We start from the raw sequence: 17643 nt of genomic DNA on the forward strand, positions 1-17643 counted from the left end.
GTACAACTGACGTAACTGGTGATATCTCTCTACCAGAAGGCGTAGAAATGGTAATGCCTGGTGACAACATCCAAATGGTTGTTGAGCTAATCTCTCCAATCGCGATGGACGAAGGTCTACGTTTCGCGATTCGCGAAGGTGGCCGTACAGTTGGTGCTGGTGTTGTTGCTAAAGTTATCGCTTAATTTCGATAATTTATGCACATACTGCATTGAAAAGGGAAGCTTCGGCTTCCCTTTTCTTTTACCGGAATATAGCAAAAAGACGACTTCTACTTACTTCACATATTTCCCTTGCTATATCTGCTTCCTTTCTATAATATTTGCCGTCCTTAATTCTCGGTCTTTTTCTTTCGTTCCTTGCTTCCTCTGGATGACCGAGCCAACTCAGGAAGCTGAATAATCCGTAAGGAGCAACCGATGCGTCATTATGAAATCGTATTCATGGTGCACCCAGATCAAAGCGAGCAAGTTGCTGGTATGATCGAGCGTTACACTGGTTCTATCACTGAAGCTGGCGGTACTATCCACCGTCTAGAAGATTGGGGTCGTCGTCAAATGGCTTACCCAATCAACAAGCTTCACAAAGCTCATTACGTTCTTATGAACGTTGAAGCTGGCCAAGCTGTGATTGACGAGTTAGAAACTGCTTTCCGTTTTAACGATGCAGTTCTACGTAACATGATCATGCGTACTAAAGCTGCTATCACAGAGCCATCTATCATGCTGAAAGCTAAAGAAGAGCGTTCTAAGCGTGAAGACACTCGTTTCGAAGCAGACGCAGAGTAATTGATTGTATGACCAATCGAATGGAGTTGAGTGGCATTGTCGCGAAACCTCCCATTCGAAGCCAAAGTCCTGCTGGTGTTGAACATTGCCGTTTCTGGCTTGAACATCGCTCAACAGTGATAGAAGCTGATTTACCGAGACAAGTTTATTGTCGTATGCCGGTAGTTGTCAGTGGGCTAAGGTCACAAGCACTCACTCAAAATTTAGTACAAGGCAGCACCATAAACGTTAGTGGCTTTGTCACTTACCAAACCAGCCGTAATGGCGTAGGTAAATTGGTGTTACATGCCGACCACATTACTCAAATTTAAGATCAGGAGATAGCCCATGGCTCGTTTCTTCCGTCGTCGTAAATTCTGCCGTTTTACTGCAGAAGGCGTACAAGAGATTGATTACAAAGACGTAGCAACTCTTAAAAACTACATCACTGAAGCTGGTAAAATCGTACCTAGCCGTATTACTGGTACTAGCGCTAAATACCAACGTCAGCTAGCTCGTGCAATCAAGCGTTCTCGCTACCTAGCTCTACTGCCATACACTGACAAACATCAGTAATTGGCACCGTTTATTAAGAAAGAGGATTAAACAATGCAAGTTATTCTACTTGATAAAATCGGTAACCTAGGCAGCCTTGGCGACACAGTAATCGTTAAATCTGGTTATGCTCGTAACTTCCTTATCCCACAAGGTAAGGCTGTAATGGCAACTAAATCTAACGTTGAAATGTTCGAAACTCGTCGTGCTGAACTTGAAGCTAAAGTTGCTGAGCAATTAGTGGCAGCTCAAGCTCGCGCTGATCAAGTTGACGCTCTTGAAGCGGTTGTTATCACTTCTAAAGCTGGTGACGAAGGTAAACTATTTGGTTCTATCGGTACTCGTGACATCGCTGACGCTATTACAGAGGCAGGTGTTGCAGTAGCTAAGAGCGAAGTTCGCCTACCTGAAGGTGCTCTACGTAACATTGGTGCGTTCGAAGTTAGCATTCAACTTCATTCAGAAGTTTTTGCAACTGCGAAAGTACAAATCGTTGCTGAGTAATTTCAGTCTTCAGATGAATTGAAAACACCAGCTTCGGCTGGTGTTTTTTTGCTTGAAACTAAAAATTGAAAAGTAGATTTATGGAAAAAATGCTATCAGCCTTGCTCAATCCTTCGGGCACTTTATCGTGATACTGTCGAGAGCTGCTGACTTTTAATGCGATAGTTTCTGTTATGTTATTGGTCAGGCTAAGCTCGGTATCGGTTCGGGTGTTGCTTTCACCTGATACTATAGTGACATCCGCTGAAAGAGCTAAATTATCTAAAGCTTGCCAATCTATTCTTACATTGCCACGAAATATGAGCTCTTCAACAATGTCAGGGAAAATGATGTCGTCGTCGTCAATCTCGTCTAAATTAGGCTCTTGATAGCGAAAACCAGGCCCAACCTCGAGTTCCAATATAAACTTATCAGTATTGACGAACTGATAACCTAAGCCGCTAGAAAGCGTATAATCTTTAAAGTAAGCGGTGTATTTAGAGTCAACCCCTTTGAAGCTGCCGTATAAATAGGTTTTTGCTCCTAACTTATAATCGCTTTGAGCTGAATAGGTTGATTGGCGTTTATCTTCTTCCCCATCTTTGTACAGCATGTAGAATTTCCACTCGCCACTGGTTCGGTGTCGCCCTTCGGTATACTCCGCTCGAAGGCGTGTGTTAAGGGATTCCGAATCAGAATTACCGGAGTGTGCTTGATAGCCTAACTCTGCTTGAGCATTCCAGGGGGAAGGAACTTCGATTTCCGTATCGCTTTTAGTTTCCTCATCGGCATAGGCTGTGCTCAGGGTGAGCAGGCTAAGACTCAGAAGCCAAATTTTGGACACGAAGTACCTCTGTGATGAATATAGCAATGGGCAAAATAGTATGTGCAGTATCATGGTATTTGGTCAGCATAAGGTTAATTCTGGATTAGATAAACACAAAGTTTCGTTTACATAATTACAAATGATCTATTCTCGCTATAATGGACAGTCATTAGATAGTTATTGAGCGAAATCATGCCCGCACCACGAACTAATAACCGAAACCGTAAACCGTTTGACGCGCAAGTAGATGCAATTAAAGTCCCCCCGCATTCCATTGAAGCTGAGCAATCAGTCGTTGGTGGGTTGCTGCTTGATAACGAACGTTGGGATACCGTTGCTGAGCGTGTGGTAAGCAAAGACTTTTATAGTCGTCCTCATCGTCTGATTTTTGATGGCGTAAAGTCAATTCTAGAGGCTGGTAAGCCTTTGGATTTAATCACGCTTTCTGAACACCTCGAGCGCCATGAGCAGTTAGATGATGTCGGCGGCTTTGCTTACTTGGCTGATTTAGCGAAAAACACGCCAAGTGCTGCCAATATTAACGCCTATGCCGAGATCGTTGCAGAGCGTGCTTTAGTGCGTAACTTGATTGGGGTGGCAAATGAAATTGCCGATGCAGGGTATGATCCTCAAGGGCGTAGCTCTGAAGATCTGCTCGATCTAGCGGAAAGTAAAGTTTTCGCTATCGCTGAAGAGCGAACTAGTGAAAACGAAGGGCCACAAAATGTGGACTCTATCCTCGAAAAAACGCTAGAGCGTATCGAGCTTTTATACAAAACTCCTCAAGATGGCGTCACTGGCGTTAACACTGGTTTCACTGATCTCAATAAAAAAACGGCAGGCTTACAAGGGTCAGATCTCATTATTGTTGCGGCTCGTCCTTCAATGGGTAAAACGACCTTTGCGATGAACTTGTGTGAAAACGCCGCGATGGAACAAGAAAAGCCAGTGTTGATTTTTTCGCTAGAGATGCCTGCAGAACAAATCATGATGCGTATGTTGGCTTCCTTATCTCGCGTTGATCAAACCAAGATACGTACTGGCCAATTAGACGATGAAGATTGGGCCCGTATCTCTTCGACTATGGGGATCCTCATGGAGAAGAAAAATATGTATATCGATGACAGCTCTGGTTTAACCCCGACCGAAGTGCGTTCTCGTGCTCGACGTATTGCGCGTGAGCATGGCGGGTTGTCATTAATCATGGTCGATTACTTACAGTTAATGCGTGTGCCTGCATTGTCAGATAACCGAACGTTGGAAATTGCCGAGATTTCTCGCTCGTTAAAGGCGCTCGCAAAAGAGTTAAATGTTCCTGTTGTGGCTTTGTCTCAGTTAAACCGTTCTTTGGAGCAACGTGCTGATAAACGCCCAGTGAACTCAGATCTACGTGAATCAGGCTCTATCGAGCAAGATGCCGACTTAATCATGTTTATCTATCGAGATGAAGTTTATCACCCCGATAGCGCACTAAAAGGTATCGCTGAAATCATTTTAGGTAAGCAACGTAATGGTCCTATCGGTTCAGTTCGCCTGACTTTCCAAGGACAGTATTCTCGCTTTGATAACTATGCAGGACCAGCATTTGATGATGAATAATTCGATGAGCTATATGAAAGCCGCAACGGCTTGGATTGATCTTAATGCGCTCACGCACAATTTGAAGTTAATCAAGCAGCAAGCGCCAAGCAGCAAAGTTATGGCTGTTGTTAAGGCCAATGGTTATGGTCACGGTTTGCGGCATGTTGCTAAGCATGCGTTTGATGCGGATGCTTTTGGCGTTGCGAGAATTGAAGAAGCTTTGCAGCTGCGAGCTTGTGGGGTTGTAAAACCGATTCTACTGCTCGAGGGTTTTTACTCTCCTGTTGATTTAGCGGTGCTCGTTACTAATAACATTCAAACTGTGGTGCATTGTGAAGAACAATTACAAGCGTTAGAGCAAGCTCAGCTAGATACTCCAGTGGTTGTTTGGTTAAAAATTGATAGTGGAATGCATCGTTTAGGGGTTCGCCCTGAACAATACTCGGAGTTTGTTGAACGTTTGCATGCGTGCAAAAATGTGGCTAAACCACTGCGTTATATGAGTCATTTTGGCTGTGCTGATGAACTTGACAAAGTAACGACTCAACAACAAATTGAGCTATTTTTATCGCTCACTGATGGTCATGACGGAGAGCGTTCGCTCGCGGCATCTGCAGGCTTATTGGCTTGGGAAATGAGTCGACTCGAATGGGTTCGACCTGGAATCATCATGTATGGAGTATCGCCTTTTTCTGATAAGTCAGCGAAAGAGTTGGGCTATCAGCCAGTTATGACTTTAAAGTCACACTTGATTGCGGTTCGTGATGTTAAAGCCGGTGAGAGTGTCGGTTATGGTGCGACGTGGACAAGCTTGCGGGATACCAAAATTGGGGTGATTGCCATTGGTTATGGTGATGGTTATCCTCGAACGGCACCTAATGGTACGCCAGTAATCGTTAATGGTCGTAAAGTGCCTATCGCAGGTAAAGTATCGATGGACATGCTAACGGTTGATCTCGGGCCAGACTGTAATGATAAAGTTGGCGATGAAGTCGTTCTGTGGGGTAATGAGTTATCGGTTGAAGAAGTTGCGTTACATATCGGCACTATTGCTTACGAATTGGTGACTAAACTTACCTCGCGTGTGGAAATGAAGTATCAAGATAAGCTGAGTTAAATGGCGCGGTTAAAGCGTTTTAACGTTACTTTATTTTCCTCAATGATTGTGCTTATGTCTTCTGATTCAGCCAATGCAAATAATGATTGGACGCATTGGTTAGAAGATTCTGCTTTTGTACCTTACCTGTTTTCAACCGACAGCTTAGGGGTAACCGCAGGGGTTGCAGGTATCATCAAAGGAGTCGGTCAGACACAAGCTAGCTTGTTTGGTACGGCAATGATATCGAGTAAAGGGAGTTATTTAGGGTATGTTTCCTTTAATAACTATCAAGTAGTTACCCAATGGTTATTGGGGGGGGAGATCTATCAAAGTCAGTTTAACGATTACACCTATTACCTTGGTCAACAGGCTGGTAATGGTTCTTCTCTTGAGGATACGACACTAGCTAATGGGAAAGATAGTCGTTATAGACTCTCCTTTCGTTACATTCTCCCATGGGGAGAGGCGGAACAGAAAGGCGTTAAAGCCGCTATTAGCCCAACTCGGACATTGACGGGCAGAACACCTTTCTCAAGTGGTGTATCAAGCATCGATATTCAACCCTATTTTGAATCAAGAGATTTAGATTTTATTCATGCGGGTTTCACATCAGAAAAAACGACAGCATTAGAGGTGAAATTTGAATGGGATAATCGCGATGATTCTCGTAATCCTAGCGTCGGTTCTCGTACTCGCTTTGATTTAACTTACGCCCCTGAGGCATGGAATGAGTCGTCATGGGGAACGTGGGAGATTGAAAATAGCCATTATTGGGATCTTGGCAGTGTCGGAGAACTCTTCGATAAACAAGTAGTTGCGTTTAGCGTTTACACGGCTGATACGCCAACGTGGGAGTATTGTTCTGAAGATCAATGCCAGCGTCCTCCGGATGTTAGTCAAGTGAAACTAGGAGGGTTATATCGCCTTCGTAGCTACGATAGTGGTCGTTATCATGGTCGTTCAGCTATGCACTACACGGCTGAGTATCGTGTGATGCCACAATGGCAGCCGCTCAGTGAGTGGCCGATTTTCAAGCACTATAATGTGCCGTGGTGGCAGTGGGTCGCTTTTGTTGATGTTGGCCGTGTAGCTGATGACTACAACTTAAAAATCTTACATACCAACATGAAATGGAGTGCCGGAGGCGCGTTACGCTTTCAAGTCGAAGGTGTTATTGTCCGGGCTGAAATGGCTTGGGGAGCCGACCAAAGCTCTTTTATTGTGATGGTTAATCAGCCTTTTTAACCCGCCCGCATCCAACTTCGCCTACCAAATACTATTGATCATGACGCAAGCCATAGAGTGTAGCGATGATTCGTCGACTCCCTCCGTGGTTGCGGTGTTCTCCTAAGTAAATACCTTGCCAAGTTCCAAGTGCTAGCCTGCTATTCGAAATAGGAATAGAAACACTGGTGCTGAGTATTGATGCCTTGATATGCGCAGGCATGTCATCGTTACCTTCATAAGTATGTTGATAGTATGGTGCTTGTTCTGGTACGTAGTGATTAAAGTGTTGCTCCATATCAATACGTACCGTTGGGTCTGCATTTTCGTTAATGGTTAAGCTTGCAGATGTGTGCTGGATAAAAAGATGTAACAAACCAACAGATAACGCATTTATCTCTGGGATTTGTTGTTCAATTTCATCAGTGATGAGGTGAAACCCACGCTTGCGAGCACTAAGCTGAATGGTCTTTTGGTACCACATAAGTAACCTTCTATAATCTATTGGTAAAATTGATAGTTTGACGCTATGGTGAGCACCATGCAGCAATAGCGTAAAGTGCATAGCTCAATCGTTAACGTGATTTAACTCAATATGAGTGTAGACGAGCTACGTCATAATTACGCACTGAAAATTAATTACAATTTATTGCCGCCTTAAAGTGGGTAATAATAACAATATTTTTTTTGCTAAATCGGGGATTCCATCATTCTGACACAATGTTCAGTGATGATAGGAATAAAACCTACTGTAACATCGGGATAGATACCATGTTGAAAAATATCAATCCAACGCAAACACAAGCTTGGAAAGCACTAACTGCGCATTTTGAATCAGCGCAAGATATGGACCTCAAATCATTATTTGCACAAGATAGCCAACGTTTCGATAAGTTCTCGACTCGCTTTGGTTCTGATATTCTTGTCGATTATTCAAAAAACCTTATCAGTGAAGAAACACTAAAGTACCTACAAGCTTTGGCGAATGAAACTGAACTAAAATCAGCCATTGAAGCGATGTTTAGTGGTTCTGCTATCAACCAAACTGAAGGTCGTGCGGTATTGCACACAGCATTGCGTAATCGTAGCAATACGCCAGTAATGGTTGATGGTGAAGATGTCATGCCAGCGGTGAATGCTGTACTTGAGAAGATGAAATCTTTCTCTGAGCGTGTGATTTCTGGTGATTGGAAAGGCTATACCGGCAAAGCGATTACGGATATTGTTAACATCGGCATTGGTGGTTCAGACCTTGGTCCTTACATGGTGACTGAAGCTTTGGCGCCTTATAAGAACCACTTAAACATGCATTTTGTTTCCAACGTTGATGGTACACACATCGTTGAAACATTGAAAAAGGTTAACCCTGAAACCACATTATTCTTGGTGGCTTCAAAAACATTCACCACTCAAGAAACTATGACTAATGCACACAGTGCGCGTGACTGGTTCCTAGCTGAGGCGGGTGATGAAGCTCATGTCGCAAAACACTTTGCAGCGCTATCAACTAATGCAAAATCAGTGTCTGAGTTTGGTATTGATACTGACAACATGTTTGAGTTTTGGGATTGGGTTGGTGGTCGCTACTCACTATGGTCCGCGATTGGTTTATCTATTGTTCTGGCTGTAGGTTACGACAATTTTGTTGAGCTACTAGCGGGTGCGCATGAAATGGACCAGCATTTCGTTGCAACACCATTTGAAAACAATATACCAGTGATTCTCGCCTTAATTGGTATTTGGTATAACAATTTCCATGGAGCAGAATCAGAAGCTATTTTGCCTTACGATCAGTATTTGCACCGCTTTGCTGCTTACTTCCAACAAGGTAATATGGAATCAAACGGTAAATATGTTGACCGTAATGGTGAAGCTGTAACTTACCAAACCGGTCCAATCATTTGGGGTGAGCCAGGTACTAACGGTCAACACGCTTTTTATCAGTTGATCCACCAAGGTACGAAATTGATCCCTTGTGACTTTATTGCTCCAGCGGTTAGCCATAACCCAGCAGGCGACCACCATCAAAAATTGATGTCAAATTTCTTTGCTCAAACTGAAGCTTTAGCTTTTGGTAAAACCTTAGAAACGGTTGAAGCAGAGTTAAAATCGGCGGGTAAAACAGATCAAGAATTGGCTGCAATTGCACCATTTAAAGTATTTGAAGGTAACCGTCCAACCAACTCTATTCTGGTTAAGCAATTTACGCCACGTACCTTGGGTAACCTGATTGCTATGTACGAACATAAGATTTTCGTACAAGGTGTGATTTGGAATATTTTCAGCTTTGACCAATGGGGAGTAGAGCTAGGTAAGCAGTTAGCCAACCAAATTCTTCCTGAATTGGCAGACCAAGAGCAAGTGATTTCTCACGATAGTTCAACTAACGGTTTGATTAACGCATTTAAAGCGTTTAAAGCATAACTCAATTGCCCTAATCTCGTTTACTACGAGCTAGATTAGAAAATGAAAAGGTTGATACTACGAAGTATCAACCTTTTTTTATTTTTTTGAAAGAAAGCCGATGGCTTATTCGAAACAGATTTCGATAAACGCATTACCCCATTGAGATGTGAAAGGCATAATAATGATGGCTCCTTCACATTTATGGCGGATGGTATGGCCTTTACCAGAAACGACAACTGGGGTCGCCATATCAAAGTCAAAGCCACTTTCTGCAAGAATGCGCTTAGCTCCACCAGTCACCATATTGGTAATTTCACCCACCATATCTGTGACTTCTTCATTTAGACCATTCGGGCGTTCACCTAACATATTTTGCATGATCTCTAACGCTAGACTTTCATCGAAAGTGATAGACATAGAACCACGACTTTGAGTGCCGACCATACCTATCAAGCCAGAGACATCACCACGAGCAATTTCATCTTTCTTCACACGAGGTTTCTGTGGCTTCAACTCTAGAGAAGCCATCGTTTTTAACACGTTCATTAAAGAGGCTAAAAACGGGTTTACAAATTCAGCGCGCATAATCTTCTTCTACTGTTTTATACTTTTAGATTTGAGGAACACGTTCGGCAAATACCATGAGATTCAATAACGTGATTAACGATGTCAAAACCGTGTTTCTCAGCATTGCTTGCTAGCAAGGCTACCAGACTGTTATCTTGCAATTCAATAACATTGCCGCATTTGTCACAAATTAAAAGGTGTGAGAAATGCGTGTTGGCATTACAAGAGCAACACGAAATAAAACTGTTTGTTGATTCTACTCTATGAATAAAGCCCTGTTCGAGCAAAAAGTCCAGAGCGCGATACACCGTCGGCGGTTTAGCTTGGGGTTCACTTTGCTTTAAATCTTCAAGTAATTCATAAGCACTGGATGCTTTTTTGCTTGAACAAATCAGTTCAAACACCCTTTTTCGCTGAGAGGTAAGTCTTACCCCTCGTGCTGCACATATATCTTCAATTTGTTGTGTTAATTTGTGGTCCAAATTCATCACCATAACCATTGGACTTTAATAATAATATACTACTTCCAGATGAATGGCGTTGTGCCCTATAACATTTTTTGGAGTTAGTTAGCGATGTCATCGTTATTTGTAACGAAATAGTGCTTAAATTACCCTATATCAATGTAAAACGATACTGTAGAAGAACTGTTGGCGATATAAACTGGAAGCGATTACAATGCCCAGCTTTGTTTTTGGCTGTAATTGTCACCACTAATGACTCAATGGGATATCTAAATCATGACTCACCCTTGTAGGCTCTCAGTAGCACCCATGCTCGATTGGACCGATCGTCACTGTCGATACTTCCATCGTCTGCTTTCTTCACAAACTCTGCTTTATACAGAGATGGTGACGACGGGAGCAATTATTCATGGTAAAGGTGATTTTTTAGCGTACAACGAAGAGGAGCACCCCCTAGCGCTTCAACTGGGCGGTTCAAACCCAACTGATTTAGCACATTGTGCGAAGTTAGCGCAAGAACGTGGTTATGATGAAATCAACCTAAACGTTGGCTGCCCTTCTGATCGAGTGCAAAATGGCCGCTTTGGGGCTTGCTTAATGGCAGAGCCGCAACTGGTGGCTGATTGTGTTGCCGCGATGAAAGATGTTGTTGATATTCCTGTGACAGTAAAAACTCGTATTGGTATTGACGATATGGATTCTTATGAATTCTTAACTGATTTTATTTCGTTAGTATCAGAGAAGGGAGGCTGTGAACAGTTTACTATTCATGCGCGCAAAGCGTGGCTTAGTGGTTTGAGCCCAAAAGAAAATCGTGAAATCCCACCGTTAGATTATCCACGTGCATATCAGTTAAAAAAAGACTTTCCGCATTTAGTGATTGCCGTTAATGGTGGGGTCAAAACGCTAACAGAAGCTAAAGAGCACTTACAGTACCTTGATGGCGTAATGATTGGCCGCGAAGCTTATCAAAGTCCTTACTTACTCGCCGAAGTTGATCAGCAGATCTTTGGTTTGGATACCCCAATCAAAAAACGCTCTCAAGTTGTTGAGGAAATGTATCCTTACATCGAGCGTGAGTTGGCTAATGGTGCATATCTTGGCCATATTACTCGCCACATGTTAGGTATATTCCAAAGTATGCCCGGTGCTCGCCAGTGGCGTCGTTATATTAGTGAGAATGCTCATAAAGCGGGTTCAGGCATTGAAGTGGTGCAAGCTGCTTTAGCGAAAATACCTAAAGAATTAAATGTGTAAAAATAGCCACATTTCATGGTGAATTTTACCATTCATTAAGGGCTAGGTCGTAGGCAACGATTTAGCCCTTTGTTTTATCATCTTGGTATCTGCGTTTTATCACATCCCATCGAGGCTAATACTGCTCGGCATTTATCTCCTTTTGACTTAGCTGTTTATCTAAACAATAGAGTTGATTTGTAAAGTTGGCTCGATATCTGCTTTAGCAAATAAAAAGAGGGGAATGATTATGTTTGAGCTTATTTTTTTACTAGTGTTTGTAGCGACCCTTTTAGTAACGGGTATGACAATGATGACAGTATTTGCAGCAATGGTTATTGCTTTTATTGTTATGACTCTATTAGGGATGATCGGCGTTATGCTGAAATTATTACCTTGGATTTTGGTGATTGCTTTGGGTGTTTGGTTTTTCAGAAACTTTGTCTATAGTCCTCGTCAAAAATATTAACAAATGATGTTTAAGCATTAACCAATCTAAGGAATATGCTACTATTCGCGCTTAATTGAAAAATGTATATATAGCGAAATAGATTGGGAGCTATTAGGATGAATAAACCAACGTTAGTTGCGTTGACAAGCGTTGCGATGATGATGTCTGCTGCGTCAATAAGTGCTGAGTCTTTTTATGGTGGAAAGAGTGGTGCAGATATGTGGTGGGGTAGTACGAAAGTTGACCATACTCGCCGCGATGACGTAAAAGCCCCCACAATGTATTTCGCCTTTGAACATCAGTTTCCTTATGTACCGAATGCTAGTATACGTTACACGACGATTGATGCTGATTATGCCTCTTTCGATAAGTATGACTACACGTTGTATTATAAAGTACTAGAGCGTGAATTGATGTCATTTGATGCGGGCATTACTTTTACTCAGTATGATGGGTCTCAATACCAAGCTGAAAATAATCAAAAATACAGTTTCGATAAAACGACATTTAACTGGTATGCCTATGCTGAAATTCAAATTCCTCGCACGAACATAGATGTGATTGGCCAGTTTGATTTTGGTGATGGCAGCGGAGTCAAAAGTGCGGATCTTATGGCTGGGCTTCAGTATTCGTTCCCTATCGATGCTGGAAATATTGCACTGCGTGGTGGTTATCGAGTCATCGATCTTGAATTTACGGAGCTAGCAGCAGACACGAAAGAATCTTTCGTTTTTGTTGATGGTTGGTTTCTTGGTGCAGAATTCGAATTTTAGATATTCCAATATCCTGTAGAACAGATAGAACGCCATTTTATTAAGTGGCGTTTTTTTATAATTGATAGCTATATCGTCTTCGACTTTCTTAGCAGAAAAACTGAAATGAACCATGCTTAGTGAACAAGTAAATAAATACGGCGTGGTGTGGTTATGACGATTACGGAATTAAGAAATTTATATCGCGAGAATCAGCTTATCGAAGCCATTATTGAACCTTCATCCCAAGAGGGGTGTTGGATTGTTGAGTTCAGACATCATCGAGGCGGGTTTGTGCTATTAACGGATGCTCATGGAGATGAATGCCAATATGAAGATCTCGATATAGCTTCTAAGTCTGCCATGGCTGTTGGCTTCAAGCAGGTGAGAGTGGAGTCTAAGTAAACCTCTTTTTGAAAGTTCTTACTTCCAAAAAGTTATAAAACATACTTATCTATTCTTTCTTGTTATTAAAGAGAGTGGTTAATCTATCGTCACGCAATGAATAGGGAAGTCGTGACAATGTCTTCAGGAAATACCATACCAAAAGAGCTAGCCGGCTTAGCTAGCCCACTTAATGATTTGCAGCTTACAGGGTTGCAGCAAACTATTTCAGAACTTTCTCCTCAGCAGCTAGCATGGGTTAGCGGGTATTTTTGGGGATTGAGTCAATCTCAAACTTCAGGGGCTGTTGCTCCTATTTCTAATGCAGCGGCTTTAGTTTCGGCTAAACCGGCAGGTAAATTGACCATTATTTTCGCTTCTCAAACGGGTAATGCAAAAGGTGTTGCAGAGGCGTTAGAACGCGAAGCTCAGTCCGCTGGTATTGTTGTGCAATTATTTGATGCCAGTGATTACAAAGGTAAAGATCTTGCCAAAGAAACACATGTTATTTTTGTTGCTTCGACTAATGGTGAAGGTGAAGCGCCAGATAATGCTTTAGCGCTTCATGAGTATTTACAGTCGAAAAAAGCGCCCAAACTGACTAACTTACAATACGGTGTGATTGGTTTAGGTGATTCTAGCTATGAATTTTTCTGCCAAACTGGTAAAGATTTTGATGCGTTTTTAGAAAAGCTTGGGGCGAAACGCTTTATTGAGCGAGCTGATTGTGATGTTGACTATGAACTTCAAGCAACCGAATGGAAAATAAAAGCTTTAGAGGTGGTTAAAGAAACCCTCGTGAGTACCCAAGCACAAGTTGTGCAATTGCCAGTGGGTCAAGCTATGAGTCATCACTCCCAATACACTAAGCAAAATCCTTACACAGCTACCTTGCTGACAAGTCAAAAAATTACAGGGCGTGACTCAGGGAAAGATGTTCGACACATAGAAATAGACTTGGGTGAGTCCGGATTGACTTATCAACCTGGTGATGCGTTGGGAGTGTGGTACGAAAACAGTGCAGAATTAGCCAATGCTATTTTAAGTGTTGTTGGGTTGTCTGGTGTTGAAAGTATTGATGTAGATGGTGAGAGTTTATCTATTCATAGCGCGTTAGTGAGCAAATATGAAATCACCGCAGCAAACCCACAATTAGTAACGAAGTTTGCTGAGTTGTCCGGAAGTAAAAAGCTACAAAAGCTGGTGGATGATAAAAATAAGCTGAGAGAGTACGCCAGTAACACACAAATTATTGATGTATTAAAAGAGAAGAAAACCAAGCTCTCTGCTGAAGCTTTGACTTCTCTACTTCGTCGTTTAACGCCTCGTCTTTATTCAATTGCTTCAAGTCAAAGCGAAGTTGAAGACGAAGTGCACTTAACAGTTGGTATCGTCGAGTATTTGCAAGAAGGCGAAAGTCGTCAAGGTGGAGCATCAAGCTATCTTGGTCAACGCCTAGAAGAGGGGGGGGAGCTCAAAGTCTTTATTGAACACAACAATAACTTTAAGTTACCGACCGATGATTCTACACCCGTTATCATGATTGGGCCTGGCACTGGTATCGCTCCATTCCGTAGTTTTATTCAAGAGCGAGATAACCGAGGTGCTGAAGGTAAAAACTGGCTGTTTTTCGGGGACCGAACTTTTACTCAAGATTTTCTCTATCAAGTTGAATGGCAAAAGTATCTTAAATCGGGTGTGTTAAATCGTTTAGATGTTGCTTTTAGTCGTGATCAGCATGAGAAGGTTTACGTTCAACATCGATTACTTGAGCAAGCAGAGCAAGTTTGGCATTGGTTGGAGCAAGGTGCTTATTTATATGTGTGTGGAGATGCGACTCGCATGGCCAAAGATGTGCATGATGCGTTGATCGTCATTGCACAACAGCAAGGTGGCCTATCACTACAGCGGGCGGAAGAATTTATCAATGATCTGCGCAAAGCAAAACGTTATCAAAGGGATGTGTATTAATGAGCACAAAACAAGAATCCAATAGCCAACAAGTATTAGGCGAAGAGTTAGGTCCATTATCGGATAACGAGCGCCTAAAGAGAGAAAGCAATTTTCTTCGCGGCACGATCGAGCAAGATCTACAAGATCGAGTTACTGGTGGCTTCAGTGCCGACAACTTCCAGCTTATTCGTTTTCATGGCATGTATCAGCAAGATGACCGTGATATTCGCAATGAGCGCGCAAAGCAAAAGTTAGAGCCTCTACACAATGTAATGCTTCGAGCCCGCATGCCTGGAGGTATCATCACACCGCAGCAGTGGTTAGCGATAGACAAATTTGCAACGGAGCATAGTTCGTATGGCAGTATTCGTCTGACCACACGCCAAACTTTTCAGTTCCATGGCGTATTAAAGCCGAACATTAAGCTTATGCACCAAACGTTAAATAGTATTGGTATTGATTCGATAGCTACTGCAGGAGATGTAAACCGCAACGTTCTCTGCACATCAAACCCAGTGGAATCAGAACTTCATCAACAAGCGTATGAATGGGCAAAGAAGATTAGCGAGCATCTTCTACCTAAGACTCGAGCCTACGCAGAAATATGGCTTGATGGTGAAAAAGTTGAAACAACAGATGAAGAACCAATTCTAGGCAGTAACTATTTACCACGTAAATTCAAAACGACGGTTGTTGTTCCGCCACAAAATGATGTCGATGTGCATGCCAACGACTTAAACTTTGTGGCTATTGCCGATAATGGAAAGTTAGTGGGCTTTAATGTACTTGTCGGTGGTGGTTTGGCGATGACGCATGGCGATACGTCTACTTATCCACGCCGTGCTGACGATTTTGGTTTTATTCCTTTAGATAAAACCTTAGATATTGCTGCGGCAGTGGTGACTACTCAGCGTGATTGGGGTAATCGCTCAAATCGTAAAAATGCTAAAACTAAATACACACTCGATCGTGTCGGTGTCGATGTATTTAAAGCTGAAGTGGAAAAGCGCGCAGGCATCAAATTTGCGCCAAGCCGACCTTATGAGTTTACTGAGCGTGGCGATCGCATTGGTTGGGTGGAAGGTATTGATGGCAAGCATCACCTAACGCTTTTTATTGAAAATGGACGCTTGCTTGATTTCCCTGGTAAGCCGCTCAAAACCGGTGTTGCTGAAATTGCTAAAATTCACCAAGGTGATTTTATAATGACAGCAAACCAAAATCTGATTGTCGCAGGGGTACCAACGCAGCAAAAACCTGCGATAGAGGTTATCGCACGTCAGCATGGCTTGATGGACGATGCAGTGAGTGAGCAGCGCAAAAATTCTATGGCTTGTGTGGCATTTCCAACCTGCCCACTAGCAATGGCTGAAGCGGAACGTTTTCTACCTAAATTTGTAACAGATGTAGAAGCTATTTTACAAAAGCACCAACTCCCGGCAGACGAAAATATTATTTTACGTGTCACTGGTTGTCCAAACGGTTGTGGGCGAGCGATGTTAGCTGAAATCGGTTTGGTTGGTAAAGCACCTGGTCGTTATAACTTACACCTTGGTGGTAATCGTGCTGGCACTCGTGTACCTAAAATGTATAAAGAAAACATCACCGACAAACAGATCCTCGAAGAAATAGATCAACTAGTGAGTCGCTGGGCAACTGAACGCCAAGCTAACGAAAGCTTTGGTGATTTTACGATTCGCGCTGGGGTTATAGAAGAAGTGATTATATCCAAGAGGGACTTCTATGCTTGAAGCCAAGATTGCGAAACCCAACTTAGCGCAGTTGCTGTTTATGACCAAAGCGCAACAAACACTACACCTTGCTGAGCTGAACGGGTATTTAGAAACGTTAACAGCCCAACAAAGAGTGAAGTGGGCATTGGAGAACTTGGAAGGAACGCATGCCGTTTCATCCAGCTTTGGTATTCAAGCTGCGGTTATGTTGCACCTAGTGTCACAAGTGAAAAGTGATGTGGCCGTAGTATTAACTGACACTGGTTACCTTTTTCCGGAGACATACCAATTTATTGATTATTTAACAGAGCGTTTAAATCTCAATCTCAATATTTTCCGAGCTGAAACGAGCCCAGCTTGGCAAGAAGCACGTTACGGCAAACTATGGGAGCAAGGTGTCGAAGGTATCGAGCAATACAATAGCATTAATAAAGTTGAGCCGATGCGAAGGGCGCTAGATGAACTTGCGATTACTACCTGGTTTTCGGGATTACGGCGTGAGCAATCACAGTCACGGGCTAACTTACCGATTTTAGCCATTCAAAACGGTGTGTTTAAATTTTTGCCTGTTATTGATTGGACGAATAAAGATGTGCACTACTATCTTAATGAACATCATCTTCCCTACCATCCATTATGGGATCAAGGCTACCTTTCCGTTGGTGATACGCATACCACTCGTAAATGGGAGCCGGGTATGAGCGAAGAAGAAACTCGCTTCTTTGGTTTAAAGAGAGAGTGTGGTCTTCATGAAGATGATGGTGAAGTGAATGGCTCCGGTATCTAATCGAGCCTATCTATATAGAAAGAGCTGCATTGACAGCTCTTTTTTCGTAAGAGCTATTGCGTCTTCGAGATTGGTTTGTGCATAAGTCTGTGGGTAAGGTGTTTGCTATATCTTAGTAAAATTGAATAAATGAGGCTTTGAATGTAAATTGGCCTATTAAGCTTTATTTTTGCAGTTTTATGAAAATAACACTTGCCAATGTGATGATGATCTCTATAATGCCGCCTCACTGACACGGCACAGCCAGCAAGGGTTCAAGCCCACTAGCCAGTCAATCAGTAGGCCAAATTGGTAAGACGAAATAATTTAAAAAAGTGTTTGACACAAAAAATTATCTCGCTAGAATGGCCGCCTCTTCCAAGGGAGCTACGGCAA

General features: G+C 42.5%; 19 protein-coding genes and 1 pseudogene. 16 read left to right on the forward strand and 4 right to left on the reverse strand.

Annotation, left to right across the window (positions count from 1 at the left end):
- From tuf to rplI, 5 genes and pseudogenes are all read left to right on the forward strand, one after another.
- Positions 1-185: pseudogene (gene tuf, locus AACW06_RS17255) on the forward strand (elongation factor Tu); the annotation flags it as partial.
- A gap of 234 nt (positions 186-419) precedes the next feature.
- Positions 420-788 (forward strand): 30S ribosomal protein S6, encoded by a 369-nt coding sequence (rpsF, locus tag AACW06_RS17260; RefSeq protein ID WP_053311187.1) that lies wholly within the window; start codon positions 420-422, stop codon positions 786-788.
- Positions 789-796: 8 nt separating this feature from the next.
- On the forward strand, positions 797-1099 hold the full coding sequence (gene priB / locus AACW06_RS17265; RefSeq protein ID WP_053311188.1) for a primosomal replication protein N: 303 nt from the start codon (positions 797-799) through the stop codon (positions 1097-1099).
- A gap of 16 nt (positions 1100-1115) precedes the next feature.
- A complete protein-coding gene (rpsR, locus tag AACW06_RS17270) occupies positions 1116-1343 on the forward strand; it encodes a 30S ribosomal protein S18 (protein WP_000090472.1) in 228 nt (75 codons plus the stop codon).
- Between the two features lie 33 nt (positions 1344-1376).
- Entirely contained in the window at positions 1377-1826 is a 450-nt protein-coding gene (rplI, locus tag AACW06_RS17275; protein WP_192076027.1) for a 50S ribosomal protein L9, read from the forward strand.
- A 58-nt stretch (positions 1827-1884) separates the two neighbouring features.
- On the opposite strand, the gene AACW06_RS17280 is transcribed toward rplI, so the two are convergent.
- A complete protein-coding gene (locus tag AACW06_RS17280) occupies positions 1885-2649 on the reverse strand; it encodes a DUF481 domain-containing protein (RefSeq protein ID WP_192076028.1) in 765 nt (254 codons plus the stop codon).
- Positions 2650-2823: 174 nt separating this feature from the next.
- Between AACW06_RS17280 and AACW06_RS17285 the strand changes: the two genes are divergently transcribed.
- Genes AACW06_RS17285 through AACW06_RS17295 form a run of 3 tightly spaced genes read left to right on the forward strand, consistent with a single transcriptional unit; the run spans position 2824 to position 6556 of the window.
- Complete coding sequence (locus AACW06_RS17285) at positions 2824-4230, forward strand: replicative DNA helicase (protein ID WP_192076029.1); 1407 nt, start codon at positions 2824-2826, stop codon at positions 4228-4230.
- Between the two features lie 13 nt (positions 4231-4243).
- On the forward strand, positions 4244-5329 hold the full coding sequence (alr, locus tag AACW06_RS17290; RefSeq protein WP_202884102.1) for an alanine racemase: 1086 nt from the start codon (positions 4244-4246) through the stop codon (positions 5327-5329).
- A gap of 54 nt (positions 5330-5383) precedes the next feature.
- Positions 5384-6556 carry a BamA/TamA family outer membrane protein gene (locus tag AACW06_RS17295; RefSeq protein ID WP_238336736.1) on the forward strand — a complete coding sequence of 391 codons (1173 nt, stop codon included), beginning with the start codon at positions 5384-5386 and terminating at the stop codon, positions 6554-6556.
- Between the two features lie 31 nt (positions 6557-6587).
- On the opposite strand, the gene AACW06_RS17300 is transcribed toward AACW06_RS17295, so the two are convergent.
- Complete coding sequence (locus tag AACW06_RS17300; protein WP_192076032.1) at positions 6588-7019, reverse strand: secondary thiamine-phosphate synthase enzyme YjbQ; 432 nt, start codon at positions 7017-7019, stop codon at positions 6588-6590.
- Positions 7020-7306: 287 nt separating this feature from the next.
- Between AACW06_RS17300 and pgi the strand changes: the two genes are divergently transcribed.
- A complete protein-coding gene (gene pgi / locus AACW06_RS17305; RefSeq protein ID WP_192076033.1) occupies positions 7307-8959 on the forward strand; it encodes a glucose-6-phosphate isomerase in 1653 nt (550 codons plus the stop codon).
- A gap of 105 nt (positions 8960-9064) precedes the next feature.
- Here the strand turns inward: pgi and AACW06_RS17310 are convergent, their stop codons facing one another.
- Both AACW06_RS17310 and zur read right to left on the reverse strand, forming a co-directional pair.
- Positions 9065-9526: a chemotaxis protein CheX gene (locus tag AACW06_RS17310; RefSeq protein WP_053311194.1), complete on the reverse strand. Its 462-nt coding sequence runs from the start codon at positions 9524-9526 to the stop codon at positions 9065-9067.
- Positions 9527-9543: 17 nt separating this feature from the next.
- Complete coding sequence (gene zur / locus AACW06_RS17315) at positions 9544-10002, reverse strand: zinc uptake transcriptional repressor Zur (protein ID WP_192076034.1); 459 nt, start codon at positions 10000-10002, stop codon at positions 9544-9546.
- Positions 10003-10248: 246 nt separating this feature from the next.
- Between zur and dusA the strand changes: the two genes are divergently transcribed.
- The 7 genes from dusA (at position 10249) to AACW06_RS17350 (ending at position 17268) form a co-directional block, all read left to right on the forward strand.
- A complete protein-coding gene (gene dusA, locus AACW06_RS17320; protein WP_192076035.1) occupies positions 10249-11229 on the forward strand; it encodes a tRNA dihydrouridine(20/20a) synthase DusA in 981 nt (326 codons plus the stop codon).
- Positions 11230-11458: 229 nt separating this feature from the next.
- Complete coding sequence (gene pspG / locus AACW06_RS17325) at positions 11459-11677, forward strand: envelope stress response protein PspG (RefSeq protein WP_053311204.1); 219 nt, start codon at positions 11459-11461, stop codon at positions 11675-11677.
- A gap of 98 nt (positions 11678-11775) precedes the next feature.
- The gene (locus AACW06_RS17330; protein WP_192076036.1) at positions 11776-12432 is read left to right on the forward strand and encodes a TIGR04219 family outer membrane beta-barrel protein; all 657 of its coding nucleotides are present in this window, start codon (positions 11776-11778) and stop codon (positions 12430-12432) included.
- Between the two features lie 153 nt (positions 12433-12585).
- Entirely contained in the window at positions 12586-12816 is a 231-nt protein-coding gene (locus AACW06_RS17335; RefSeq protein WP_053311198.1) for a hypothetical protein, read from the forward strand.
- A gap of 96 nt (positions 12817-12912) precedes the next feature.
- Positions 12913-14766 (forward strand): assimilatory sulfite reductase (NADPH) flavoprotein subunit, encoded by a 1854-nt coding sequence (locus AACW06_RS17340; protein WP_192076037.1) that lies wholly within the window; start codon positions 12913-12915, stop codon positions 14764-14766.
- On the forward strand, positions 14766-16499 hold the full coding sequence (cysI, locus tag AACW06_RS17345) for an assimilatory sulfite reductase (NADPH) hemoprotein subunit (protein WP_192076038.1): 1734 nt from the start codon (positions 14766-14768) through the stop codon (positions 16497-16499). Before AACW06_RS17340 ends, cysI begins: the two co-directional genes overlap by 1 nt.
- Entirely contained in the window at positions 16492-17268 is a 777-nt protein-coding gene (locus AACW06_RS17350) for a phosphoadenylyl-sulfate reductase (protein ID WP_192076039.1), read from the forward strand. The genes cysI and AACW06_RS17350 overlap by 8 nt, the downstream gene beginning before the upstream one ends.
- Positions 17269-17643: the final 375 nt, after the last annotated feature.

The sequence above is a fragment of the Vibrio sp. S12_S33 genome (assembly GCF_963889785.1).
GTDB lineage: Bacteria > Pseudomonadota > Gammaproteobacteria > Enterobacterales > Vibrionaceae > Vibrio > Vibrio aestuarianus.